Raw genomic sequence first — 24,717 nt, 5'->3', positions numbered from 1 at the left:
GGGGATTGATTATGATAAACAAAGAAAAAGTAATATTAATAGGTATGCCAGGTAGTGGAAAAACTACAATTGGAAAACTTTTAGCACAGGAATATAATTGTAGTTTTTGTGATATGGATGATTATATAAACAAAATATCTCAAAAAAGTATAGCAGAATTATTTTTAGAAGGAGAAGAGGTTTTTAGAAATTATGAAACTCAAGCATGTAGAGAACTTTCTACTAGCGATAAAACAGTAGTCTCTACTGGTGGTGGTGTAATAAAAAAAGATATTAATATAGAAATACTCAAAGAAGCAGGAATAATACTTTTTATTAATAGACCTATAGAAAAAATTTTAGAAGATATAAATATTAATTCAAGACCCTTATTACAAGATGGAAAAGAGAAATTATACAATCTTTATAATGAAAGAATAAATCTTTATAAAAATGCTGCGGATATAGAAATTTTAAATGATAAATCATTAAATGATGCTGTATATAATATCAAAAATGCAATTAATAAAAATTTTAAATTTGAATTTAATGAAAAAATAATCTAGGGGGAAATAAGAATAATGAATATTGTTGTTGTAGGATTAGGAGTTATAGGAGGTTCTTTTGCTAAGGCATTGAAAAAAGCTGGATATGAAGATGTGTTTGGAGTAGATATAGATTCTGAAACTCTGAAAAAAGCAGAAGAGTTAGAAATCATCAAAAAAGGATGTACTACAGGGAAGGAATTTTTCAAACAAGCTGATTTGATTATATTATCTATATATCCTAGATTAATTGTAACTTTTTTAGAAAATAATAAAGAGTATTTTAAAAGAGGAACTATAATTACTGATACCACAGGAATAAAAGAAGTTCTTATAAATGATGTCTTAAAAATTATTCCAGATGATATAGATTTTATATTTGGTCATCCAATGGCAGGTAGAGAAAAAAAGGGAATTGATTTTGCGAGTGATGAGGTATTTAAAGAAGCAAATTATATAATTACTCCAACTGGCAGAAATAATATAAAAAACTTGGAGTTTGTTGAGAATTTAATTTTAGAGATAGGATTTAAAAGAGTAAAAAAATTAACTGCACAAAAACATGATGAAATGATAGCTTTTACATCTCAATTACCTCATGTAATGGCAGTTGCTCTTATAAATAGTGATGAAGAAGGTAGAGATACAGGCAAATTTATTGGAGATAGCTATAGGGATTTAACTCGTATTGCAAATATGAATGAAGACCTATGGAGTGAACTTTTTTTAGGAAATAGAGATAATTTATTAAAATCTATAGAAAATTTTGAGATGGAAGTGAATTTAATAAAAGATGCTATCTTTAATAATGATAAAAATAAACTTGTTGAATATTTTAAAACATCTTCAGTCAGAAGAGAGTATTTAGAAAAATAGACTCTTATTTAAATTATATAAATTTAAAATTACATGTAAGTGGGTATAAATATAAACAATAACATATTTAATCATATTAGTCTTATTGTTACTAATGTAATTAAATATGCTATTGCTGTATTTATACCCTTAATTTTATTATCCTATAAATAATACTTATTTAATATGTTCTTTATTAACAATTTATAAAACTCAATTGTAAAAAAGAGTTTTTAATAGTAAAATAAAGTGAATCAACTAAATATAACTAGTGGAGAGGGTGAGGTGTAGCTACTTGAAATATAGTAGGCAAATATTAAAAAGTATATTAATAGCATTTATGGTACTATTCTTTTTTAGTGTATTTGCGTTTTTTTATATAAGTAATATGGATAATGTATTAGAATATGAGACAAAGAATTATTTATCAGAAATTAGTGAAGAGAGTAAGATTGCAATTAATAGTAAGTTGAAAAGTAATTTAAATGAATTAGAAAGTATTTCTAAGTTTTTAGAAATAGAAGATAATTTTAATTTAGAAAAAACTTTGAAAATCTTGGAATCATATAATAAAAATAGTAACTATAATAATATTGGTATGATTTTACCTAATGGCAAAGGCTATGCTAAAGGTATTTTTGGAACAGATTTTTCAGATAGGGATTATTTTAAGTTGGCCATTAAAGGTACAGCTAATATATCAAAGCCTTTAATAGATAAAGATACTGGAAAATTGACGAAAACATATGCAGTCCCATTATACAATAATGGTAAAATTGTTGCTGTTATTGCAGCTGATTATGATGTTGAGTTTGTATCTGAGTTTTTGTCTATTTCAACTTTTAATGGTGAAAGTTTTTCACTTATATGTGATAGTAATGGTGAAATAATTATACCATCTTATCACAAAAATTCAAATTCAAATATTACAAATCTTTCACAAGTTAATTTTAAAAAAGCATTTACTTTTAAAAATATGAAAATATCAGATAAAGGAGTAGTAGAGGCTAAAGAATCAGGAAAAGAAATTTATATGGCATATACTTCTTTAGGAATAAATGACTGGTTTATAATATCAATCGTTCCAAAGATAGTTGTATCTAAAAAGCTAAACAATTTAATGATGATTACAATTATTGGATGGATTATACTTTCATTTTTGTTTTTAGGTGTTATACTGTACATATTATATTCAAAAGCAAAGAGTCAAAAGACTATAGAAAAAATAGCATATACAGATCTTGTAACTGGTTATTCAAATTGGCGAAAATTTGAATCAGATGCTATAAATTTACTAAAGAAAGCATCACAAAATGATAAACATGCAATGGTAACATTTGATATTGATAAATTCAAAGCAATTAATGATATATATGGCCATAAAAAAGGCAACTCAATTTTAAAAGATATTGCAGATACATTAAATAATATGACTCATGATAATGAGACTTTTGCTCGTGTTAGTTCTGATAATTTTAATATCTTATTAAAATATAATACAAAAGAAGATATAGTAAATACTATTAAAAAAATCATTATTAGTAATGACTTTGTAAATTTGTCTTTTGGAATCTATGAAATTAAGGATAAGAACTTATCTATAAGTGCATATAGTGATAGAGCTTCACTTGCGAAATTATCAATAAAAAACAATAGAGATATAAATTTTGCTTTTTTTAACGATAAGTTAAGGGATAAGTTATTACTTGAAGATAAAATAGAGAAAGAGATGGAATATGCACTTGAAAATAATCAATTTATAATGTATTTACAACCAAAATACAATATTAAATCAGATAAATTTTGTGGAAGTGAGGCACTGGTTAGATGGCAATACACAGAAAAAGAATTTATATATCCAAGTGATTTTATTCCTATATTTGAAAAGAATGGTTTTATTACAAAAATTGATATGTACATACTAGAACAAGCTTGCAAAGAAATTAGAACTTTATTTGACAAAGGTATTTTACCTTTACCTATATCTGTGAACTTTTCAAGAGTTGATTTTTTAAAAAAAGATTTTATCACAAAAATAGTTAATATATGTGATAAATATAAAATACCATATAGTTTAATAGAAATTGAAATTACTGAATCTAGTATGTTTGGTGATACGGACACTCTATTTGATGTAAGTAGAAGACTTCAAGATATTGGATTTATAATTTCAATGGATGATTTTGGGTCAGGATATTCTTCTGTAAATATGCTTAAAAATATACCTTTAAATGTAATCAAATTAGATAGAGGCTTTTTTATTGATGATAAGAATATTGATAAAAGTCAAATTGTTATAAAAAGTATAGTTTCGCTTATTAAACAATTGGGAATAAGAGTCGTTGCTGAAGGAATTGAAACAAAAAGTCAGGTGGAAATGTTAAGGGAAGCAAATTGTGACATTATTCAGGGTTATTATTTTTCAAAACCATTACCAGTTAAAGAGTTTGAGAAATTAGTCTATAAAATATAGGTCAATAAATTTTAATTTGGAGGTGGTAAGTAAGTGATAAGAGCAAAATCGTTGAAAAGCGTAATGAGTATTATATTAATATTTTTATTCACAATAATTTCTTTTTCTGATTTTGCATTTAAAACTAATGTTCAAGAAGAAGAAAACAATAAAGTTAGTTTAAAAGAAATATCTTTACAAAGTTCTAATGCTATAAAAATAAAGCTAGACAGTTCATTATCATTTGTTAAGAGTATAGCGAATATGGTTTCATATTTTGATACTATAGATAATCCTGAGATAATCCCGTTATTAGCTAAAATATCAAAAGAATCTGATTTTCAAAGAATATCAATTGCTTCTCCTAATGGAATAAGTCGTACTAGCGATGGGAAAGTTGTTGATATATCAAATTACCAATATTTTAAGAAAGCTATTAGTGGAGACAGTAACATATCTGAAGTAGTAAAATCTCCTATTGATGGAAAAGATACTTTTGTTATAGCTACACCTGTATACAAAGAAAATAAAGTGATTGGTGTTTTATATGGTTCATACTATAATGATAAATTAGCTGAATTCATTGACATAACAAGTTTCAACAGTGAAGGATATATAGATATATTTGAATCTAGCGGACAATTTGTTTTGAAATCTTCACATACAAATGCTATAGTTGGAGCAAGTAGTAATATATACGATATATTCAAGGAAGCTTCTTTTGATGCTGGTTATAGCTATAAAAAAGTATATGAAGATACAAAACATAAAAAGAGTGGATTTATTTCATATAAATACAAAGGTAAAGAACGTTATGCAACATACACACCAATAGGTGTAAATGACTGGTATGTTCTCTCAGTAATACCACAATATACTGTAAGAAAAAATATTGATAAAATAAATCAATTAGCATTTTCTTTAATTTGTAAGGTGTTCTTATTATTTATTGCACTAATAATATATATCTTCTATAAAAATAATAAATCACAAAAGCATATTCTAAAAGCCAATAAGGAAATATCATCTATTACAAATAGCATTCCTGGAGGAGTTCAAAAATGTACTGTTGATGAAAAATTTGAGTTTGAATTTTTAAGTGATGGATTTGTTGATTTGTTTGGTTACACAAGAGAAGAAATAAAAATGCAATTTAATAATAGTTTTTATAAAATAATACACAAAGATGATGTTGAAAGAGTAAAAAAAGAAATCTCTGAACAACTTTATAAAAATAAAACTATTGAATTGGAATACAGAGTTAGAACTAAAAGTGGTGATATAGTCTGGATATCTGATAAGGGGGAACTTATAGTAGAACCTGATGGTAAAAAATATCTTTATTGTGTTACAGTAGATATTACCAAAACAAAACAATTAGAAAAAGAAATGGAACAAAAGAATTTAGAACTTGAAATGGTATCAGAAAATATATTAGGCGGAATACTTATAACAGAATTTGATGAAGATTTTACTATACAATATGCTAACTCTGGTTATCTATCAATGATTGGATATACACGTAAACAGTTAGAAGATGAACTCCAATATAAATCATGTAATCTTGTTTTTTATGATGATAGAAAAAAGATTCTTGAAAATTTAAGACATCAGTTGATTATTGGAAATATCGCTGTAGGTGAATATAGAATAAAGAAATGTGATGGCAAGATGATATGGTTTTCTTTAAAAGGAAGGCTTATTACTGATAGTGATGATAGCAAAAAAGGAATTTGGATTTTAACTGATATAACTGATTTAAAAAATGCAGAACAAAAACTTAGAATTAATGAAGAAAGATTTAGAATTGCATTAAATCAAACATCAAATATTATATTTGAGTATGATATAAATACAAAATCTCTTGTAAATACTAATAAGAGTATGGAAAATTATAATATTGATAAAATAAATGAAAATGTTCCTTATTCCTTAGTTGAAGCAGGAATTATTTATAAAGACTTTAGTGAAGATTTTATAAAAATGTATGAGAAGATAATAAGTGGAGAAAAAACTGCAAGTTGTGTTGTTAAAATAAGAGTTCCAGATCAAGGCTACATATGGAACAAAATTACATTAACTACTATTTTTGATGAAGATGGTAAACCTATAAGAGCTATTGGGATACAAGAAGATATAAGTGAACAAAAAGAAGCAGAAATAAGATATAATCAAGCATACAAATATCATTCCGCTATATTATCAGAAGCAATAATAACCTATGAAATAAATGTATCAAAGGATATTTTTATAAGGGGTAATGAAAATTGGTATCGACAATTTGGAATTAAACCAAGCAATGACTACTCTGAAATGGTAAAATCTATATCAGAGACTGTTATTTATAAAGATGATAAAGAAGTCTTTTTAAATACATTTTTATGTAGACATTTATTAGAAGCCTATAAAAATAATATAAGTGAAATAAAGTTGGAATATAGAAGAATGAATCAAGATGATAAAATGATTTGGGTACTTTGTACAATGCATTTAATAAAAGACTCTATTACGAATGATATAAAAGCACTTGCTTATATTAAAGATATCGACGAACAGAAAAATGAAGAAATTAAATTAAAATTAAAAGCTGAAAGAGATACTTTAACAGGATTATATAATAAGGGTACTACAGAAAATCTTATTAATGATTTTCTAAATTCAGAAGAATCAAATTCAGGAATTCATGCCTTTTTAATTATTGATATAGATAATTTTAAATCAATAAATGATAATTTAGGACATGTTTTTGGAGATAAAGTTTTGTATGAAGTTTCTAAACAACTAAAGCCTATATTTAGAAATAATGATATAGTGGGGCGTATTGGTGGTGATGAATTTATAGTATTCTTAAAGAATATTCAATCTTTTGAAAATGCTAAAAGTAAAGCAGAAAAAATATGTAATATATTTAGAAATTCTTATACTGGAAATAAAAAAACGTATAAGATATCAGGTACAGTTGGAATTTCATTCGTACCAGAACATGGAGCTGTATTTGAAGAACTTTATAAAAAAGCAGACATGGCACTTTATTATGCAAAGAATAAAGGAAAAGATAAGTATTCACTTTATAATGATTGTATATGTGAAAATAAACTTGAAACCGATATAAGTAATGGTAGTGTGAAAGAAGAAAGTCTAAAAGGTGAAATTGAATATGAAGATTCTAATCTATCACTAAAAGAAGTTCTTGATTCTATTGATAATTATATATATATAGTAAATCCGAATACTTATGACCTTATTTTTATTAATAATAAGGTCTCAAATTTAGACTTAGAAATAAAAATAGGAGATAAATGTTATAAATCATTATTAAAATCTAATATTCCTTGTAATAACTGCCCGATTAATGGATTAAAAGAAAATAGAGATTCAAAATTTAAAACAGAGACAAATATATTTGGAGAAAATGTATCAATTGCAAGTTGGATTAATTGGATAGATGGAGAATATAACTGTCTTATAGAGTGCATAGATATTTCTTTATATAAAAACAAATAAAAAGGATTATATAAATATGATTAATTTAATATTGGGTTTAATATTTATAATTTACTATTTTTATCTTAAAATAGTTTTTGGTGGTATTTCATTTAGTGGATTTTTCTTAGTTATAGGAATACTATTAATTGTTTATCGAATCTTAAAAAAGAAAATTAAAGAAAAGAAGGTTTTTTATAAAGTGCTAAAAATACTAATTAGTGTTTTCTTAATAGTATTCATGATTACTGAAAGCTTAATAATCTTTTATCCTAAAAATAGTTTTGAGACAAAAAGTGATTATCTTTTGATTTTAGGAGCTTCTGTAAAAAAGACTACACCAAGTACTACATTGAAGGGAAGATTAAACACTGCTTTAAAATATTCAAAAGTTAATAGTGAATGCTATGTAGTAGTATCAGGTGGTAAGGGTAATGGAGAAAATATAACTGAGGCAAAAGCTATGAAAGATTATCTTGTTAGAAATGGTATAGATAGCAATAGAATAATAGAAGAAGATAAATCTACAAATACTTATGAAAACTTTAAATATTCAAAGCTAAAGATAGAAGAGCATAGTAGAAAAAGAATAAAAAATATAAAAGTAAAAATTGTAACAACTGATTTTCATGTTCTTAGGAGTAAAATACTAGCATCTAGAAATGAATATAAAAATATTTCTTTTTACGCTAGTAAGTCAAAGCTTTCATTTGTTCCAACATATTATACAAGAGAATTTTTTGCAATATGGAAAACAATTGTTTTTGATGGGTGAAAGTGATATGTGACAAATAAAAATACTAGATATAAATCATAAATTTATATCTAGTATTTTTTATGTAAAAATCCAATGCAGATTTCACAGTATGAATTGACCTTGAAGAAAGGCGATAACTGGAAGATAGTAAGGTAAATCATAAAAGCGTGCATTTCTATATAAGATTTGCATACTTTTAATTTGACAATAAAACTTTGCAGTGTTATATTATAAATGACAAGTAAACTTGGCAATAAAAGGAGAATATAGATGAATAAAGAAGAAATTTTAGAAAGAAGTAGACAAGAAAAATCAAATGAGGGATATTTATTCATATTAAATAAAGGTCAACGATATGGAACTTTATTATTTGTAGGTATAATAGTACCGCTCATTATCTTAAATCTTATAAAATTAAGAACAACTGATTTATCCTTATTATTAACTATATTATGGGGCTGGTTAACTGGGAACTATTATGGGAGTTTTAAGGCATTAAATAAAAAGAGTGGCTTTATTATCCTTCTCTCTTCTATTATAACATTGAGTAGTTTTATCTATTACATTACACAAGTATTTTAAGAAAGGGGAATTGATATGAATAAAGAAGCTGTTTTAAACAAGGCAAAATTGGAAAAAAACGAAGAATTTGAAAACACAGTAAGTCAAAAAGCTACTGCAATTGGTTCAATTGCTTTAGCGATTATTTGTGGTGTTGTTTTCGCAGTCAAAGTAGTTGTATCTGACATGAGAGGTCTTGAAAAAGTAACACCATTCTATGATATTTTAGCTGTATTAACTGGCTATGTATCAGTTGTTTATTTTGTTGTTTACAGAAAGATAAATGAGAAAAAATATTTGCTGATAAGTATAGGGGCTTTAATTATTTTTGCACTATGTATTTTTAAATTCATTTATACGTTATAGGTAGAAGTGATATGGAAAAAGAAGAATTGATATTAAAAAATAGTTTGAAAGAAGCAAGGTCAGAAGCAAAATTATCTCAATCAGCATTAGCAAAAATGGTTGGAGTATCACGTAATACTATTAGTTCAATAGAAACAGGACAATTCAATCCTACTGCTAAACTTGCATTGATTTTATGCATTGCATTAGATAAAAAGTTTGAAGATTTATTTTTCTTTTAGGATGGATTAATTTATGAGAATAATAGTATGCCTATTCATAACTATAACTGCGAAAGTATTATTAACTCAACAAAGAAGAAAAGAAGTGAAAAGAGAAGCACTAATCTAAATAGATTGTAATGCTTCCCTTTTTTCTTTAAAGTACTATTGGTAAATATTCATAATATTAATATAAATCACTATGAAAATAATTTCAAGTTTATCTTGATTATTTAAAAATATAAATGAAGCTTTCAAAAATCAATTTAGTTTACATAATATAAATATAGTTAACTTTTTAGATTCGCTTGTAGCTTAAACATCAAATTACACATTTAAATAGATTTTAAGGAAGTTTGTATGAAATATGTATAAAACATCGCGTGGTTTTATAGAGTGCATTTAAAATCCAAAATGCGGAGAGATAAATTTTGGCTGAAATTTATAAAAATGAAATTTATGAATTTAATTAAAAAAATAAAAGAAAAGTTTGCTAAAATAAAAAATAGAAACGCAAATATTTTTAATGGAAATTTATGCGATACAACGAGTCTTTAATTTGAAAAGGATTTGAATGAAAATAAAATTCGATAAATTCTTTGTGGTAGAAATATGGTATAGCTAAAACAAAAAATATAAAGTTTAAATAATTTAATGTGAAAACTATTTAGAGTGGTAAATTAATATGCTTGATTTCTATAAATTTTAAAAATATAAATACAAATATAATGTTTATGAGAATCCTAAAAAGATGAAAAAATAATAAAAAAAACAAAAAAAATTACTGACATTTCACTGACAAATAAACGATTTATATTTATACAAGCATTGAAAAAACTATACTATTAAAAAAGGGCATAAAATAATATATTTTATGCCTTTTTTATATACACATAGGGATATATACTATTTAAAATATAATAACATATATTCATTATATTTAGAAAAGAATTTTATTCCTATTATGTATAAGGAGAATACTATTTTTTTATATTGGAATAATAATAGTAAATCTATAATATAGAAAAGAGGTATTTATAGTATGCATGAAAATAAAAAGAATCTATTAGATGGAAGCTTAGCTCAATATAATGATGCAGCAGTACCAAAAATACCAGTATTTGCTGGTAATGATATAACTTCAGAAGTTTATTATTTTAAACCTAATCAAGTTCTTAATGCCCATAGACATCCTAATGGTGAACAAATATTTGTGTTCTTAAAAGGAGAAGGGAAAATGAAACTTGGAGAACATGAGTGTGATGTAAAACAAGGTGATACTGTTTTTGTACCAACAGGAGAATGGCATGAAATTACTAATGGAAGCAATGAGGAAATGGTTGCTGTTCAAATTACAAAAATCAATGCTGGAGCAGAATACAGAGGATAGATATATAGGTATCTTTACGATACTTTAATTTCTATTTTTTAATATAAACTTTAATCTCAATTATAAAAAGAGTCTTTTAAAAGACTCTTTTTATAATTTTTGTAAGTTTTTAGTTAAAACTGATGCATATTTATTTTATATTTTTTATTGCATTATTTGCAAATTCAGTATTTACTATGTCTTTGTAAGGGGCTTCTTTGTCTAATTCCTTAGCTTCTTTCATAACATCCATTAGTTTATTTAAACCTTCCTCTTTTAATACAGGGTTTTGAGACCATGCATCTATTGACTTATATCTATCTACAACTGTTACTAAATCTTCTAGAGATATATCTTCAAAGAAAGGTTGCATAGCTTCGGCGATTTCTTTACTAGGAGCTTTTTGAACCCATAATTGACCTCTATAAACAGCATTTGTAAATCTTTGAATTAAATCTTTATTATTTTTCATGTAAGATCTAGTAGTAGAGTAAGCTGTAAATGGTATTTCTCCAGAATCTTTTCCTATAGATGTTACTATATATCCGCTGCCTTCTTTTTCCATGGCAGTTGCTGTAGGTTCAAACGCTGTTGTAAAGTCACCTTCACCACCTGCAAAAGCCCCAGCCATTACTCCAAATTGTACATCAGTTCTTACGTTGACATTGCCTGTTTTTAAATTTTCTCCAATAGTAAGTCCTTTGTCTTTTAGAACATATTCAAAAGTCATTAGTGGAACGCCACCTTTTCTACCACCTAATATTTCTTTTCCTTTTAAATCATCATAGGAGAAATTAGGCATCTTTTCTCTGGCAACTAAAAAGCTACCATCTCTTTTAGTTAATTGTGCAAAGTTTACAGCATAATCGTTTTTGTTTTGATTATATACATATATGGAAGCTTCAGGACCCATTAAGCCTACATTTGCTTCACCTGAAATTAAAGCTGCCATAGTTTTATCCGCACCTTGAGTATTTATAAGGTCAACCTTTATTCCTTCATCCTCGAAGAATCCTTTTGTAATAGCAGCATATTGTGGGGCATAAAAAACAGAATGAGTAACTTCTGCAATAGTTACTTTATCTAAGTCTTTAGATGAAGCAGACTTATCATTTTCATCATTAGAGTTAAAATCACATCCAGTTAAGCATATTGTGCTCATAACAATAGAACTTGCAATTGCGATTATTTTTTTAAACATAATAAATACCTCCCATAAGACATCCGAATAATATATAATATTAAATATTTGTTGTAGTTGTTACAAAAATATATACCTATAGAATTTATTTCTACAATAATTTAAAAATAATTTTTATATTTGAATTTTTCAAGTAATCGATTATATTAAATAGATTGTATTGATTATTTGTAAATTAAGATATAAAATTAAAACAGTAATGTTTTTATATAAATTATATAGGCACAAAATTTATTAATAATAGATATTAAATTAATTCATATAAATAATAATTTAATTTTATAAATTTAAAAAATGTTATTGTGTAAAGTAGTGAAGATTTGCATTTTATATTTTGGCAAATATAGTTAAACAAGTACAGTTAAAATGGAGGAAATTAAATGAAACAAAATAAATATGATAATGATGAATTTTTTTGTAAATACAGTGATATGGAACGCTCTAAAAAAGGTCTTGAAGGTGCTGGAGAATGGCATACTCTAAAAAAAATGTTACCTGATTTTGAGGGGAAACGAGTATTAGATTTAGGGTGCGGTTTTGGATGGCACTGTCAATATGCAGTTGAAAATGGTGCAGAGTCTGCTATTGGAATTGATATTTCAGAAAAGATGCTAAAAGAAGCAAGAAATAAAACCAAATTTGATAATATAAAATACATATGTATGCCTATTGAAGATATAGACTTCCCAAAAGATTGCTTTGATGTAGTAATTAGTTCTTTGGCTTTTCATTATATTCAATCATTTGAAGATATATGTAAAAATATAAGCAATTGTCTTTCAAGCGGAGGAGATTTTGTATTTTCAGTTGAACATCCTATATTCACTGCATATGGAGCTCAAGAATGGTACTGTGATAAAGATGGAAACAATTTACACTGGCCAGTAGATAACTATTTTATAGAGGGACTTCGAAAATCAAATTTTTTAGGGGAAGAAGTTATAAAATATCATAAAACATTAACTACTTATCTAAATACTTTAGCTAAAACTGGATTTGAGATATTAGAAATAATCGAACCTCAACCAGAAGGGAAATTATTAAATACGATTCCTGAAATGAAAGATGAATTACGTAGACCTATGATGTTACTTGTTTCTGCAAGGAAAAAGTAATAAAAAATAGTGGAATTTTGGTTGCAAGTGATTATGGGATTCTATTGGGTGACACAAGCTATATATTCAAAGAGGGTGAAAGCACTTGTTGCTTTCACCCTCTTTATTACACTATAAACATGTACATTTGACACTGTAAATATAGGTAAGGCATTTATCAAACCTGTATTTACAGGAATATGGTTACTTTCTATAACAATGCAAAATGAGAACTTTCGAAAATTGATTTCATTATGGAGAACTATTTTCAAATGTAAAGATGCTTGTTAAAGCAGTTTTACCAAGACCTCAACTTGTGTATTTCCATCAAAAGAAATATAATATAGCAATGGAGGTGTTACGCGTGAGCTATATAACAACAAAAGAACCCTTGAAAAATTGGGAAATTGCATACATAATAGTGATATGAAATTACTCTGCTGAGCGGATTAAGTAAACAAAAAAATGAAGAATATGTGATTTGTTTCAGCTGATGGACGATATAGAAATAGTAAAGTAAAGGATGGTGAAAACAAATGAAACGAATATTTTTGGTTGAGGACGATAAAGCAATCGCTAAAAATCTTATGCTTTTGCTGCACTCAGAAGGATTTGAAGTCACTCACGCTCCTACACGAGGTGAAGCTATTGCCATACTTTCCAGTAATAAATTTGACTTGGCGTTAATTGATATTTCCTTACCTGACGGAAATGGTTTTACAGTTTGCACAGAAATCAAAGAAATGCAAGATGTTCCTGTTATCTTTCTGACAGCTTCAGGCGATGAGGCGAGTGTTGTTACTGGGCTGAATATAGGCGCAGATGACTATATAACAAAACCTTTTCGTCCACGTGAATTGATTGCGCGAATTGGAACTGCCCTACGAAAAAACGGACGTTCAGAAGCGACTTTTGAAATCTGTGGGCTTCATGTCGATATGGCAAGTGGCGTTGTGAAAAAAAACAGCAATGAGGTTTTTCTTTCAGCTTTAGAGTACCGCTTGTTGTTGGTGTTTATTAATAACCCCAAAAGTATTATCACGAGGAGCAGGCTCCTTGATGAATTATGGGACGCGGCGGGTGAGTTTGTCAATGATAATACATTAACTGTGTACATAAAGCGCTTGAGGGAGAAGATAGAGAGCGACCCAGCAAGCCCACAAATAATTCTGACTGTTCGTGGGACAGGGTATAGATTGGGGGACGATTATGCTTCGAAATAGAGAGTTTAAGCAGTTTGCTATTTTGTTCTCTTTAATGGCTGTCACCACTGTAACGCTTGGATTTACAATAAATATGGTGGCGGGAATCCTTTCTATTATTTCTGTTACTGCCTTTGGTTTAGCGTTTTTCTCTTTTACCAAAGCTCGATATAAAAATATTGCACAGATTTCTAATCAAATTGATCTTGTGCTTCATAATGCTGACCATCTGTATATTGGTGAATCGGACGAGGGCGAACTTTCCATTCTGCACAGCGAGATAACAAAAATGACACTATGTATTCGGGAACAAAACGATGCGCTGAAAAAAGAAAAAGAACATCTTGCTGATTCGTTGGCTGACATAGCCCACCAACTCCGCACACCTCTTACATCCGCGAATATTATTCTGTCATTGCTATCAAATAGCTCTGATGAAAATCAACGAAAGGCATTGGTGAGGGAAACAGAGGAATTATTTGTAAAGATGGATTGGTTGATTACTTCCCTATTGAAGTTATCTCGCTTAGACGCAGGTATTGTAGTTTTCCAAAGCGAGCAGATAGATGTGAACAACTTGATATACAACTCACTTCGACCATTTCTAATTCCAATTGAACTGCATAACATTGCTTTACAAATAGATGTGCCTAAAGGAATGATTATTCAGGGTGATTCGGGTTGGCTTTCAGAAGCAATTCAGAATATCCTCAAAAATTGTATGGAAAGTGCAGGCGATAATGGGAAGATTGAGATTGTTTGTGAGGATAATCCGCTATTTACTGAGATTACTATCCATGACAGTGGCACAGGATTTGAAAAAGAAGATTTACCTTATTTGTTTGATAGATTTTATCGTGGTAAAAACGCAGAAGCCACAGGATATGGGATTGGATTGGCACTCTGTAAAATAATTATAACACGACAGGGAGGGACGATTACTGCAAAAAATCACCAAAAAGGTGGCGCGATATTTGTAATTCGTTTCCCAAAGTGACTAATCTCTCACCTGAAAGTCACACAGATGTAAGTTGAAAGTTATATTATATGGTTAAACCATAAGAAAGGAGACTTACATAATGGAGTTCTTAAAAATTGAAAATCTATGCAAGGTCTACGGCAAGGGCGAGAACAAAGTTACCGCACTTGACAATGTTTCGCTTACAATAGAAAAGGGGGAGTTTACTGCAATCATTGGTTCATCTGGCTCAGGAAAATCCACATTACTTCATATCATCGGTGGAGTGGACGTACCAACAAGCGGAAAGGTGTATTTGGACGGTCAGGATGTATATGCCCAAAGCAATGAAAAGCTGGCCATTTTCCGTAGGCGACAAGTCGGACTGATTTACCAATTTCATAACCTTATTCCAACTCTGAATGTTGTGGAAAACATCACTTTACCTATACTGATGGACAAGCGAAAGGTCAATGAGGAACGCTTAAATGACTTGATGGACCTACTTGGGCTAAAAGACCGCAAAACGCATTTACCAAATCAGCTTTCTGGCGGTCAGCAACAGCGTGTTTCCATAGGACGTGCTTTAATGAATGCCCCAGCGGTAATGCTTGCTGATGAACCCACAGGTAGTTTAGACAGCCGAAATGGACATGAAATTATCAATCTATTGAAATTAAGCAATAAAAAATATCGTCAAACCCTTATCATTGTAACGCATGACGAAAATATAGCCCTGCAAGCAGACCGCATTATCTGCATATCAGATGGCAAAGTGACGCGAGATGAAAGGAGGTAGGTATATCCATGAACATTTTCAACAAAGTTGCACTGCAAAACATGAAAAAGAGACGCACACGAACGATTGTAACAGTTATCGGAGTTGTTCTGTCTGCTGCTATGATTACAGCAGTCGCTACACTTGCCATTTCCCTGCAAAACTATATGGTAAATGGTTCGATTGAGAAATATGGTGGTTGGCATGTTGAGTTTTTGGATGTTAATTCCTCTTTCGTACAGAAACAGATAGGAAATGATAAAGTTGCAAATACCGCAACATTTGAAAATATTGGCTATGCAAAGCTTGATGGCAACAAAAACCCAAACAAACCGTATCTTTTTATAGCTGGATTCAGCGAAAAAGCCTTTGATACTTTGCCTATAACTTTGATTTCTGGCAGATTACCTGAAAACAGTGGAGAGATTCTTGTTTCGGGTAAAGTTGCAACAGATGGCGGTGTCAAATTCGCAGTGGGCGACACTATTTCTTTGCCTGTGGGAAACCGTATGAATGGAAATGAGAAGCTTAGTCAGAGTGACCAATATACTGTTGGAGATGAAACTCTTGTTCCACAAGGCGAGAGAAGCTATACAGTTGTTGGTACCTGCCAAAGGCCTGTCTTTGAGGAATCTTCCGCACCAGGATACACATTGATAACCAAAGCGGATGCACAAGTCAAAGCTGACAGCCTTAGCTTGTTTGTCACGTTGAAAAATCCACGTCAGGTTCATTCATATACAAACAGTACTGGAGACCATGCTTACGTTTTAAATGATAATGTGTTGCGTTTCATGGGTATTTCCGACAATAACTTGTTCAATATGCTTTTGTACTCAGTTGGTGGTATTGTGGTCGCCATAATCATGCTCGGCTCGATTTTTCTGATATATAATTCGTTTAACATGTCGTTGAACGAACGCACACAGCAGTTTGGAATCCTTTCATCTGTTGGAGCTACAGCAAAGCAGCTACGTAATTCAGTTTTATTTGAAGGTCTTTGCATTGGTGCTGTTGGCATACCGATTGGTGTTGCGGTTGGTATAGTTAGTATTGGACTTGTTATTTCTGTTATCTCCAAAAATTTCGCAAATGTTCTCTACACCAATGTACCTTTGACCTTGACATTGTCCATCCCAGCAATCGTTGTTGCGGCAGTGGTCAGCATGGTTACCATCTTGATATCGGCTTATATTCCAGCTAGAAAGGCTGCCAGCAAACCAGTGATGGAGTGTATTCGCCAGACGAACGAGGTGAAAATTGAATCCAAAGCAGTAAGGATATCAAAGCTTGCACAGCGTATTTACGGTCTGGAGGGAACTCTGGCGCTGAAGAATTTTAAAAGAAACAAGAAACGCTATCGTAGTATTGTGCTATCGCTTGTTTTAAGCATAGTGCTGTTCATATCGACTAGTGCTTTGGTAGCTGATTTGAAACAGGTTTCAAATCAGGCGTCAGAGGTTACTGACCAGGACATCATTTTTTCCACGCAGGACATGAATGACAGTAAAATGCTACAGCTATACGATAAGCTGAAGACTGCCAATGGTGTGTATGAAGGCTTGTATCAAGAACTTATGACCTATTCATGTGTTGTTAAAGTAAGTGAACTTACAGATGATTACTTGAACTATGAGGGTTCACATTCGCCATCTGAAACGGTTGATATGCCAGTAGATATGCAGTTTCTTGATGACAGTACTTATCTGAATATTATCAAAAGTCTGGGGTTGCCAACAGAAGAGTACACTGGGCAAAATGCAAAAATGATTGCCGTTTCCATGATGGTGGAGGATGACCATACTATTGATATCTTCACAAATTCTTCCATAAATCTTAAACTTACTTCTGAAGCTGATAGCAAGTCGAACACAGTCGATAGGCAAAATGTAAACATTTCATTTGTAAAAGTCGTGCCACCTGATTCTCCACCAGGTGTCAGAAACTCAAAGATGAGGAAAGCCTGCTTCAGGGTGTTGGCACCTTATTCGGTCAAAGATTCGTTTGAGACTCCAAGTATTTCTAAAGGAATTAAAAGCTTGAGTTTTAAATCAAAGAATCCCAATCAGTCAGTTGCAGAAATGGAGAAAATCATCGAGAGCGAAGGGATTACGGCTGAGTATAACCTGTACAATATGTATGGAATGATGGACGAAAACCGTAATTACATCTTTATTGCCAACGTGTTCGCATATACTTTTATAATTATGATCTCGCTGATTGCAGTAGCCAATGTATTCAACACAATTTCCACAAATATCAAGCTACGCCGTCGTGAACTTGCCATGCTTCGCTCTGTGGGAATGTCTGAACGCGATTTTCAGAAGATGATGAATTTTGAGTGTGCCTTTTATGGCATGAGGTCGCTGCTCTTTGGACTTCCTATAGCTGTAATTTCTTCCTGGCTAATTCATAAAGGAATGGTCAAAGATGATATAGATTTTGTACTTCCATGGACCAGTATCGGAATCAGCGTGTTTGTCGTTCTCTTTATAGTGTTCATTACAATGTTGTATGCCATTAGTAAGATAAAAAGAGAAAATATTATTGATGCGCTTAGGGATGATATGACTTAATAGAAAATAAAAGAGATACCTGCGTGATTGAGTTCAAATGATTCACAATTGTCCCAAAAGGCGATTTAAACATTGAAAATACAGAGTTCATCTATGGAAGTAGTGTGAATTATACTAGGGGTTCTTATGAACCCCCCTTTCTATTTTTTGTATAAAAAAGTGGATGACTCAAATTTTTATTTTGAGGTACCCACTTTATCTATCATTTATTATATGTAAAATAATAAAACTATACTTCTACATAGTATATTTCATTTCCATTTTTTTCTATAATCCTTTTTAAATCTTCAAACTTTAAAAATACAGTGGCAGTATTGTCATTTGGATGTATACCTATTTTATCCATTTTCAATAAATCTTTATCAAATACAATTTTTACAATAGCATCAGTATCATTTAGTATACCAAAAGGTGTTACAGCTCCCTTAGTAAGTTTTAGATATTTTTCAAGTCTTTCTTCAGAAGCGAAACTAAGAGGTTTACTATCAATTTTTTGGCGTATATCCTTTAAATCTGCTTTTTTATCTTTACCTAAGACAACTAAAAAGTGCTCTTTACCCTTAGAATCACGAAGGAATAAATTTTTTACAACAAACTCCATTTGTAGTGTTTTTAATTGTTCCATTTCATCAATTGTATAGACTGCAGGATGATTTACAATTTCATAAGATATATTTAGTTCATCCAATTTTTTATATACTTCTTGTTGAGCGTTCATAATTTCCTCCTGTTGGTAATTTATTTGATATATAAAAATAATATTATCATAGAACACTTTAAAATAAAACATGCATTATTATTCTGTACAAGCAAAAGTCTACTATACTTTCTCCATATCTAATCATAAAATCTTTCAACAGCCTTGCCTAATTTCATTTCAATTCTTACTATTATAATAATTCAGAATATATATATTTTCAAGTAAAAAATGATATATATATATAATATAAGCTTAAAAAACTAAAAATTTTCCAAAAATAATTTGAAAATAGAGCCTTAGTTACCATTTATAAATCATATAAAAAGAGGTTATGTAAGGTCAGATATGAAAAAACTATATTATACTATCTTTTCTTTTTCGAATAAACTATACTTTAAATATAGATATTTAATTTTAATAATTTTAGCAATAAATTATCTTAGAAAGGAATGTGCTTTATATGTCTACAGACAAAGTTGTTGGAATCATAGATGAAGAATTAGCTGAACTCGCTGGAATTAAATATACTGGTAAAATTTATGCTTCTTCTGGTGTTATAAAACATATAAAGAAAAAACATAGAGGTCAATTGAGTAAAGACATTTTTAATGATATACTAGAAACTATAAAAACAGTGCTAAAATCTCCTGAGTATATAGGAAGTCATCCTAAAAAACCTGGTAAAAGTGTAGAATTTGTAAAAAAACTTGATGATTATATATTAGTTGCTACAGAACTAGATACAAAAAAGGGATATCTATATGTCTCTTCATTATACGCCATAAAAGAAGCAAAATTAGAAAGTAGAATTAGTAGTGGAAGAGTATTACAATATGATGGTTAACATAATATTATTAATTTTTCCTAAAGCATTGAAAAATATTATCAAATAAGTTATAATATAAATATATATGTAAATATTTATTTATTAGATTTGAGGTTGGAAAAGGCACCCAATACGCTGCTTATAGGGTAGTTAATAGAGATGCAGGATACGCCGCCCTGCCAAATCTAATTAAATTTAAAAGAGAGGATTAATTCCTCTCTTATTGTTTTTTTAATTAATTTATTTAAAAGGGTTAAAAATATGGAGATATTTAGCACAAAAGAAATAAGATGTTTAAACGCTAATGAAGAATTGTATTTAGAAACTGCATCAAAATTTTTGATATACAGTGAAAGAGTAGGAGACTTATATTAAAGAGTTTTCAGATACTTATATTATAGAATTTTTGGAATGTAGTTTAGAATTCTTATTATATATATAAATACTAGAAAGAACTTTTTATTAGTTTTTAAAAATTTAGTTAGAAACTATATCATTATGGAAAAAAATGTATTATAATATTTCTAAATATTATAATAAGGAGCGATTGGATATGAGCTTATCAAAAAAAATAGAAGATAAAAGAAAAGCTAAACAAAGAGCTGAAAAAGCCAAACAAGCTAAAATTGCAACGGCTGGTGTCGTATTAGGAGCTGTTACTGGTGCAGTTGGAGGAGTATTACTAGCACCTAAATCAGGAAAAGAAACAAGAGAAGATATAAAAGATGCATCTCAACAAATTGCGGATAAAATAAACATGAAAACAGTGGATGTAAAAGGTAAGATGTCTGAGAAATTAGAAGACAGAAAAGGAAATTTCATTGAATCAAAGCAAAAGATAAGAAATTATATAGATAATAAAAAACGTGTTGAAGATTCTAGCGAGGAAGATAAAGTAATAGACATTGTTGAACCAGTAAGTGTCACTGAGGAATAACAATGAATAACACAATAACAATTAATATTAGTATAATATATGTATTATTAGCTATGCTTGGGTGTATCGCTTTAATTTATTTAATTATTGTACTTGCTAAATTACATAAGATTTTAAATACTGTTGGAAATGTATTAAATGAAAATACTCAAAATATAAATACAACTTTAAATAATCTTCCTAGTGTTGTAGATAGTTTTGGAGAAGTAGGCGAGAATATGAAAGATGTAACAGAGGCTGTTACTGAAGTTACAGCAGACTTTCTTGTTACTAAAGACAGCGTTAAATCAAATATGGATGTCATAGTTGATATATTAACTATAATTAAAAATATTTTTTCGGATAAAAAATATTAATACGATAAGCTTTAGTATTTCTGTGAATTTAAAACTTTACTAAACTAATTTTACAGAAAATACTTTATAAAGTACAAATAAATAAAGATGTATCTATTGATGAATAAACATAATAAGTAGATACATCTTTTTATTATATATTTATAAAATAATATCTATTTTATAACTTACCTACTTGTCTTAATGCTAATTTTACAGTTTCATATCTATCAGCACCATTTATTATTACATCACCTTTTACAAGATTATTAGCTTCTCCACCTACAACATAAACTTTTTTGCCTAAACCTTGCTTATAGCTAGATGCTTCTACTACTAAAGCATCTTTCAATTGCCAGTATAAAATTTGAGCAGCAACTTTATCAGCATCCCCCTTATAAACTATTACATTTTCATACACTTTATCTCCCCCTTGAGAATTTGATATAGATTTATTTAATATTCCTTCTGCTATTAACTTAGCAACTTTATCTTTATTATTAACATAGTAATCTGTATCTGCTTTGCTATCTACAAAGCATACTTCTATTAGTATAGCTGTTGCGTTAGTGTGATTAAGCCAATAAAGATCTCTAACATCAGATTTTGCACCTCTATTTTTAAATACTGTAGCTAGTTTAGCATTTACCTTTTCTGCATATGCTTTTCCATTATTAGATTTATATATAGTTTCTGTACCTTCTGGGGCTGAAGTTGTAACATTTGCATTAAAATGAATCTGAACAGCTAAATCAGCTTCTTGTTTATTTGCTATAGCACATTGGTCAGCTAAATGATTATTTGATGCATCAACTTTTCCTGTATAAACAGTAGCCCCTCCTAATTTAAGCCATTTAACTATTAAGTCATTCATTATTCTTGTTTCTTTACTTTCGTTTATATATCCTACAGCTCCTGTACCTTTCCCAGTTAAAGTGTGCCCTGGTATTACTACTACTTTCAAATTATACATCTCCTTTATGATTAAATTTAACTTCTATTTAATATATGCACAATTTAAAATTTTGTTTCTTTTTATACTTTAATTATCTAATATAAAATATTTTGTAAAATTATAGAATAATATGTGTAAGTATTAAAATTGCAATTTTGTATATAACACATTGCTTGATTGTAATAATCTCAAGGCATATTCATCCATCCTATATCCAGTTTTATAGTAGATATGTTTAATTCCAGATTGAATTATGGCCTTAGTACAATTTAAACAAGGAAAATGGGTTACATAAATAGAACAATCTTTAACTGATATGCCTTCTTTAGCACAATAGTAAAGGGCATTTTGTTCGGCATGAATGGTTCTAATACAATGACCATCTCTCATCTCATGACCAACTTCACTACAGTGATTATCTCCAGATATACTACCATTGTATCCAGTAGATACGATTCTGTTTTCTGAGTTAACAATTATAGCTCCAACATAAGCTCTGTCACAAGTACCTCTTTCAGCTACTGTCTCACATAATCTCATAAAATACTCTTGCCATGAACATCTATTTTCAAGTTTACTTTCCAAACTAAATACCTCCAAATCTTATCTTTAATATATAAGATTTATACCTCAAAAACAGTATTAAAAACAAATTTGTTTTATAGCTAAAAGTATAAAAGATAAAATAAATTTTAAATTGTTTTTTTAATAATTAAATCTTATTTCATTAAACTTTTTATAAAATTTTCATCATAAAATATGAAAACTGTCTTAATAAAATCAAGACAGTTTTTTATAATCAAAATTTATAACACAAGTTCATATTTTTCTTTAAACTCTTTTACAGCTTCAGGCCATGCCTTTTGTTCTGTAATACCTTTTTCTTTGGCTATTTTAATTGCAATTTCTCTTATCATTGCAGCTCCTTCTAATATTCCCATTTTCAATCTCCCTTCAAGTATCTTTTTGTACAGAATATAAATAGTGCTGAAATTTCTTACATATTACATCTACTACAATATCTATACAACATATAACTTATGAATTCCTTTTATTTTTATGCGCCTTTAACCGACATATAATTATATGCATTAAGCCTTAAAATTATGAATTTGATGATAATTATTTTTTATCTTTTATATACAATTGTGTAAGTTGCAAAATAGGGTAATCAGTATTTTAATTGTTCTATTACATTATAATATACTCAATAAAAAATAAGATTGTATGATACATCTCCAGATATTATGGAAAGATGAATTGTACTATTGGATTTATGTAATAAAATCAGTAAATATCTAACTTATTTTACTGATTTTATACACTAAAAACTGTAGGTAAATTTGCTTTATGTTTCTCACAAATATTCCTACAGTTTCACATATTAAAGTTATATAGTTATAATTTTTTAATTGTACAATTCTAGTATTTCTAGAAAACTATCCTATAAATACTAGAATGATTAAAATTTACTAAATAATATTTTTTATTTATCTAGAATTATATATTTTTTCAATAATGTTAACTATAGCATACATTGCCCATGCACAAACAGCTAACACGAATACACCCATCATTACTAAATCTAACTTAAATACTTGACTGCCATAAACTATCAAGTATCCTATTCCATATCTTGATACTAAAAATTCTCCTACTATAACACCTACCCAAGCCATACCAATATTAATCTTAGTTAAGTTTATTAAATTTCCTGTATTTGCGGGTAATATAAGTTTAAATAGGATTTGTGATTTGCTAGCTCCAAAACTCTTTAACATCTTAATTTTTTCTTCATCTATATTCATAAAGTAATTATAGGCTGAAAGTATGGTAACAACAACGGAAATAGTTACAGCTGTTACTACAATTCCTTCTATTCCAGCACCAACCCAAACTATAATTATAGGAGCCAAAGCAGTCTTAGGAAGAGCATTTAAAACTACCAAAAATGGGTCTAATATTTTTGATAATTTTTCTGACCACCAAAGAGCAATAGCTACTAAAATACCTAAAACAGTTCCTATAACAAGACCAAGAACTGTTTCATATACAGATACTCCAATGTGTTTAAATAGTTGGCCACTAGATGCATATTGAATAAACAAATTGTAAATATCACTTGGTTTGCTGAATAGAAAAGTATTTATAACATTTAAATCAGCTAAAATCTCCCAAATTATAATAAAGCCAATTAAAATTAATAGTTGATAAAATAATACATTTCTTTTTTCTCTTTTTACACCTTTAATATAGTTTATATATCCTTCAGATCTTTTATTAAGCCTCATGTGTATCTAGCTCCTTCCATAAGATGTCGAAATACTTTTGAAAATCGGGAACTTTACGTGTTTTGAGAGGCGTTTTTGTTCCATCCATATTAAGTTCAATGTCATAAATATTTTTTATAGTAGCTGGTCTTTTAGATAGTATTGCAACTTTATCTGATATGCTTATTGCTTCTGCCATCACTACAGAAGTGCGACCTATCAGACAACGAAACTAAGTCATCTATGTCAGCACCCATATAAACAATGCTAAGAGTGTTGCTAGAACTATCCCAAACTATAGAATCAATAATAGTAGAC

General features: G+C 29.0%; 25 protein-coding genes and 1 pseudogene. 19 read left to right on the top strand and 7 right to left on the bottom strand.

Going from position 1 to position 24,717, the window contains the following annotated elements; all coding sequences use genetic code 11:
• The first annotated feature begins 11 nt into the window (after positions 1–11).
• From IC173_RS16495 to IC173_RS16455, 10 genes and pseudogenes are all read left to right on the top strand, one after another.
• Positions 12–545, top strand: coding sequence for a shikimate kinase (locus IC173_RS16495; protein ID WP_227483106.1), 534 nt, complete (start codon positions 12–14; stop codon positions 543–545).
• A gap of 15 nt (positions 546–560) precedes the next feature.
• Positions 561–1,400 (top strand): prephenate dehydrogenase, encoded by an 840-nt coding sequence (locus tag IC173_RS16490; protein WP_227483105.1) that lies wholly within the window; start codon positions 561–563, stop codon positions 1,398–1,400.
• A gap of 319 nt (positions 1,401–1,719) precedes the next feature.
• A pseudogene (locus IC173_RS21050) lies at positions 1,720–2,445 on the top strand (cache domain-containing protein); the annotation flags it as partial.
• Between the two features lie 54 nt (positions 2,446–2,499).
• Entirely contained in the window at positions 2,500–3,852 is a 1,353-nt protein-coding gene (locus IC173_RS21045) for a putative bifunctional diguanylate cyclase/phosphodiesterase (protein WP_413927116.1), read from the top strand.
• A 33-nt stretch (positions 3,853–3,885) separates the two neighbouring features.
• Complete coding sequence (locus IC173_RS16480; protein ID WP_227855880.1) at positions 3,886–7,335, top strand: diguanylate cyclase domain-containing protein; 3,450 nt, start codon at positions 3,886–3,888, stop codon at positions 7,333–7,335.
• Positions 7,336–7,351: 16 nt separating this feature from the next.
• A complete protein-coding gene (locus IC173_RS16475; protein WP_227855879.1) occupies positions 7,352–8,089 on the top strand; it encodes a YdcF family protein in 738 nt (245 codons plus the stop codon).
• Between the two features lie 252 nt (positions 8,090–8,341).
• Complete coding sequence (locus IC173_RS16470; RefSeq protein WP_227855878.1) at positions 8,342–8,653, top strand: DUF6442 family protein; 312 nt, start codon at positions 8,342–8,344, stop codon at positions 8,651–8,653.
• A gap of 15 nt (positions 8,654–8,668) precedes the next feature.
• Positions 8,669–8,998: a DUF6442 family protein gene (locus tag IC173_RS16465; RefSeq protein ID WP_227436111.1), complete on the top strand. Its 330-nt coding sequence runs from the start codon at positions 8,669–8,671 to the stop codon at positions 8,996–8,998.
• 11 nt (positions 8,999–9,009) lie between these two features.
• Positions 9,010–9,219 (top strand): helix-turn-helix transcriptional regulator, encoded by a 210-nt coding sequence (locus tag IC173_RS16460; RefSeq protein WP_227436112.1) that lies wholly within the window; start codon positions 9,010–9,012, stop codon positions 9,217–9,219.
• Positions 9,220–10,240: 1,021 nt separating this feature from the next.
• Positions 10,241–10,588 (top strand): cupin domain-containing protein, encoded by a 348-nt coding sequence (locus tag IC173_RS16455; RefSeq protein ID WP_227436116.1) that lies wholly within the window; start codon positions 10,241–10,243, stop codon positions 10,586–10,588.
• Positions 10,589–10,718: 130 nt separating this feature from the next.
• Here the strand turns inward: IC173_RS16455 and IC173_RS16450 are convergent, their stop codons facing one another.
• Positions 10,719–11,768: an ABC transporter substrate-binding protein gene (locus tag IC173_RS16450; protein ID WP_227855877.1), complete on the bottom strand. Its 1,050-nt coding sequence runs from the start codon at positions 11,766–11,768 to the stop codon at positions 10,719–10,721.
• Between the two features lie 380 nt (positions 11,769–12,148).
• On the opposite strand from IC173_RS16450, the gene IC173_RS16445 reads away from it, so the two are divergent.
• The 6 genes from IC173_RS16445 (at position 12,149) to IC173_RS16420 (ending at position 18,376) form a co-directional block, all read left to right on the top strand.
• Positions 12,149–12,883: a class I SAM-dependent methyltransferase gene (locus IC173_RS16445; protein WP_227855876.1), complete on the top strand. Its 735-nt coding sequence runs from the start codon at positions 12,149–12,151 to the stop codon at positions 12,881–12,883.
• A 259-nt stretch (positions 12,884–13,142) separates the two neighbouring features.
• Complete coding sequence (locus IC173_RS16440) at positions 13,143–13,292, top strand: hypothetical protein (RefSeq protein ID WP_227855875.1); 150 nt, start codon at positions 13,143–13,145, stop codon at positions 13,290–13,292.
• Positions 13,293–13,398: 106 nt separating this feature from the next.
• A complete protein-coding gene (locus IC173_RS16435) occupies positions 13,399–14,085 on the top strand; it encodes a response regulator transcription factor (protein WP_227855874.1) in 687 nt (228 codons plus the stop codon).
• Complete coding sequence (locus IC173_RS16430) at positions 14,072–15,061, top strand: sensor histidine kinase (protein ID WP_227437332.1); 990 nt, start codon at positions 14,072–14,074, stop codon at positions 15,059–15,061. The genes IC173_RS16435 and IC173_RS16430 overlap by 14 nt, the downstream gene beginning before the upstream one ends.
• Before the next feature lie 82 nt (positions 15,062–15,143).
• The gene (locus IC173_RS16425; RefSeq protein WP_227437334.1) at positions 15,144–15,821 is read left to right on the top strand and encodes an ABC transporter ATP-binding protein; all 678 of its coding nucleotides are present in this window, start codon (positions 15,144–15,146) and stop codon (positions 15,819–15,821) included.
• Between the two features lie 8 nt (positions 15,822–15,829).
• Complete coding sequence (locus tag IC173_RS16420) at positions 15,830–18,376, top strand: FtsX-like permease family protein (RefSeq protein WP_227855873.1); 2,547 nt, start codon at positions 15,830–15,832, stop codon at positions 18,374–18,376.
• A gap of 229 nt (positions 18,377–18,605) precedes the next feature.
• Here IC173_RS16420 and IC173_RS16415 read toward each other — a convergent pair whose 3' ends face one another.
• On the bottom strand, positions 18,606–19,094 hold the full coding sequence (locus tag IC173_RS16415; protein WP_255613419.1) for a prolyl-tRNA synthetase associated domain-containing protein: 489 nt from the start codon (positions 19,092–19,094) through the stop codon (positions 18,606–18,608).
• Between the two features lie 442 nt (positions 19,095–19,536).
• On the opposite strand from IC173_RS16415, the gene IC173_RS16410 reads away from it, so the two are divergent.
• From IC173_RS16410 to IC173_RS16400, 3 genes are all read left to right on the top strand, one after another.
• Positions 19,537–19,920 (top strand): PBECR2 nuclease fold domain-containing protein, encoded by a 384-nt coding sequence (locus IC173_RS16410; RefSeq protein ID WP_227830545.1) that lies wholly within the window; start codon positions 19,537–19,539, stop codon positions 19,918–19,920.
• A gap of 535 nt (positions 19,921–20,455) precedes the next feature.
• Entirely contained in the window at positions 20,456–20,839 is a 384-nt protein-coding gene (locus tag IC173_RS16405; RefSeq protein WP_227482660.1) for a YtxH domain-containing protein, read from the top strand.
• Positions 20,840–20,841: 2 nt separating this feature from the next.
• A complete protein-coding gene (locus IC173_RS16400) occupies positions 20,842–21,195 on the top strand; it encodes a hypothetical protein (protein ID WP_227855872.1) in 354 nt (117 codons plus the stop codon).
• A 160-nt stretch (positions 21,196–21,355) separates the two neighbouring features.
• Here the strand turns inward: IC173_RS16400 and IC173_RS16395 are convergent, their stop codons facing one another.
• The 5 genes from IC173_RS16395 to IC173_RS16380 all read right to left on the bottom strand — a co-directional run bounded on the left by IC173_RS16395 (position 21,356) and on the right by IC173_RS16380 (position 24,601).
• Positions 21,356–22,147: an N-acetylmuramoyl-L-alanine amidase gene (locus IC173_RS16395; protein WP_227435210.1), complete on the bottom strand. Its 792-nt coding sequence runs from the start codon at positions 22,145–22,147 to the stop codon at positions 21,356–21,358.
• A 123-nt stretch (positions 22,148–22,270) separates the two neighbouring features.
• On the bottom strand, positions 22,271–22,714 hold the full coding sequence (locus IC173_RS16390; RefSeq protein ID WP_227435208.1) for a deoxycytidylate deaminase: 444 nt from the start codon (positions 22,712–22,714) through the stop codon (positions 22,271–22,273).
• Positions 22,715–22,935: 221 nt separating this feature from the next.
• Positions 22,936–23,070, bottom strand: a complete 135-nt coding sequence (locus tag IC173_RS20775) for a hypothetical protein (RefSeq protein ID WP_009889851.1) — start codon at positions 23,068–23,070, stop codon at positions 22,936–22,938.
• Between the two features lie 549 nt (positions 23,071–23,619).
• On the bottom strand, positions 23,620–24,420 hold the full coding sequence (locus tag IC173_RS16385; RefSeq protein ID WP_227435206.1) for an ABC transporter permease: 801 nt from the start codon (positions 24,418–24,420) through the stop codon (positions 23,620–23,622).
• Positions 24,410–24,601, bottom strand: a complete 192-nt coding sequence (locus tag IC173_RS16380; RefSeq protein WP_255287799.1) for a hypothetical protein — start codon at positions 24,599–24,601, stop codon at positions 24,410–24,412. Before IC173_RS16380 ends, IC173_RS16385 begins: the two co-directional genes overlap by 11 nt.
• Positions 24,602–24,717: the final 116 nt, after the last annotated feature.

Origin of the sequence: Clostridioides sp. ES-S-0048-02, assembly GCF_020658495.1 — a bacterium.
Taxonomy (GTDB): Bacteria; Bacillota; Clostridia; order Peptostreptococcales; family Peptostreptococcaceae; genus Clostridioides.
Note: the sequence above shows the minus strand (reverse complement) of the source record. Positions and strands in the feature narration are given on the sequence as shown.

Bases quoted from the DNA above. Each gene is read 5' to 3' on its own strand.
- IC173_RS16470 (WP_227855878.1), top strand. From the start codon at position 8,342: ATGAATAAAGAAGAAATTTTAGAAAGAAGTAGACAAGAAAAATCAAAT.
- IC173_RS16425 (WP_227437334.1), top strand. From the start codon at position 15,144: ATGGAGTTCTTAAAAATTGAAAATCTATGCAAGGTCTACGGCAAGGGC.
- IC173_RS21045 (WP_413927116.1), top strand. From the start codon at position 2,500: ATGATGATTACAATTATTGGATGGATTATACTTTCATTTTTGTTTTTA.
- IC173_RS16415 (WP_255613419.1), bottom strand. From the start codon at position 19,094: ATGAACGCTCAACAAGAAGTATATAAAAAATTGGATGAACTAAATATA.
- IC173_RS16420 (WP_227855873.1), top strand. From the start codon at position 15,830: ATGAACATTTTCAACAAAGTTGCACTGCAAAACATGAAAAAGAGACGC.
- IC173_RS16395 (WP_227435210.1), bottom strand. From the start codon at position 22,147: ATGTATAATTTGAAAGTAGTAGTAATACCAGGGCACACTTTAACTGGG.
- IC173_RS16490 (WP_227483105.1), top strand. From the start codon at position 561: ATGAATATTGTTGTTGTAGGATTAGGAGTTATAGGAGGTTCTTTTGCT.
- IC173_RS20775 (WP_009889851.1), bottom strand. From the start codon at position 23,070: ATGGGAATATTAGAAGGAGCTGCAATGATAAGAGAAATTGCAATTAAA.
- IC173_RS16455 (WP_227436116.1), top strand. From the start codon at position 10,241: ATGCATGAAAATAAAAAGAATCTATTAGATGGAAGCTTAGCTCAATAT.
- IC173_RS16475 (WP_227855879.1), top strand. From the start codon at position 7,352: ATGATTAATTTAATATTGGGTTTAATATTTATAATTTACTATTTTTAT.
- IC173_RS16495 (WP_227483106.1), top strand. From the start codon at position 12: ATGATAAACAAAGAAAAAGTAATATTAATAGGTATGCCAGGTAGTGGA.
- IC173_RS16410 (WP_227830545.1), top strand. From the start codon at position 19,537: ATGTCTACAGACAAAGTTGTTGGAATCATAGATGAAGAATTAGCTGAA.
- IC173_RS16430 (WP_227437332.1), top strand. From the start codon at position 14,072: ATGCTTCGAAATAGAGAGTTTAAGCAGTTTGCTATTTTGTTCTCTTTA.
- IC173_RS16385 (WP_227435206.1), bottom strand. From the start codon at position 24,420: ATGAGGCTTAATAAAAGATCTGAAGGATATATAAACTATATTAAAGGT.
- IC173_RS16450 (WP_227855877.1), bottom strand. From the start codon at position 11,768: ATGTTTAAAAAAATAATCGCAATTGCAAGTTCTATTGTTATGAGCACA.
- IC173_RS16405 (WP_227482660.1), top strand. From the start codon at position 20,456: ATGAGCTTATCAAAAAAAATAGAAGATAAAAGAAAAGCTAAACAAAGA.
- IC173_RS16440 (WP_227855875.1), top strand. From the start codon at position 13,143: ATGCTTGTTAAAGCAGTTTTACCAAGACCTCAACTTGTGTATTTCCAT.
- IC173_RS16465 (WP_227436111.1), top strand. From the start codon at position 8,669: ATGAATAAAGAAGCTGTTTTAAACAAGGCAAAATTGGAAAAAAACGAA.
- IC173_RS16400 (WP_227855872.1), top strand. From the start codon at position 20,842: ATGAATAACACAATAACAATTAATATTAGTATAATATATGTATTATTA.
- IC173_RS16460 (WP_227436112.1), top strand. From the start codon at position 9,010: ATGGAAAAAGAAGAATTGATATTAAAAAATAGTTTGAAAGAAGCAAGG.
- IC173_RS16445 (WP_227855876.1), top strand. From the start codon at position 12,149: ATGAAACAAAATAAATATGATAATGATGAATTTTTTTGTAAATACAGT.
- IC173_RS16435 (WP_227855874.1), top strand. From the start codon at position 13,399: ATGAAACGAATATTTTTGGTTGAGGACGATAAAGCAATCGCTAAAAAT.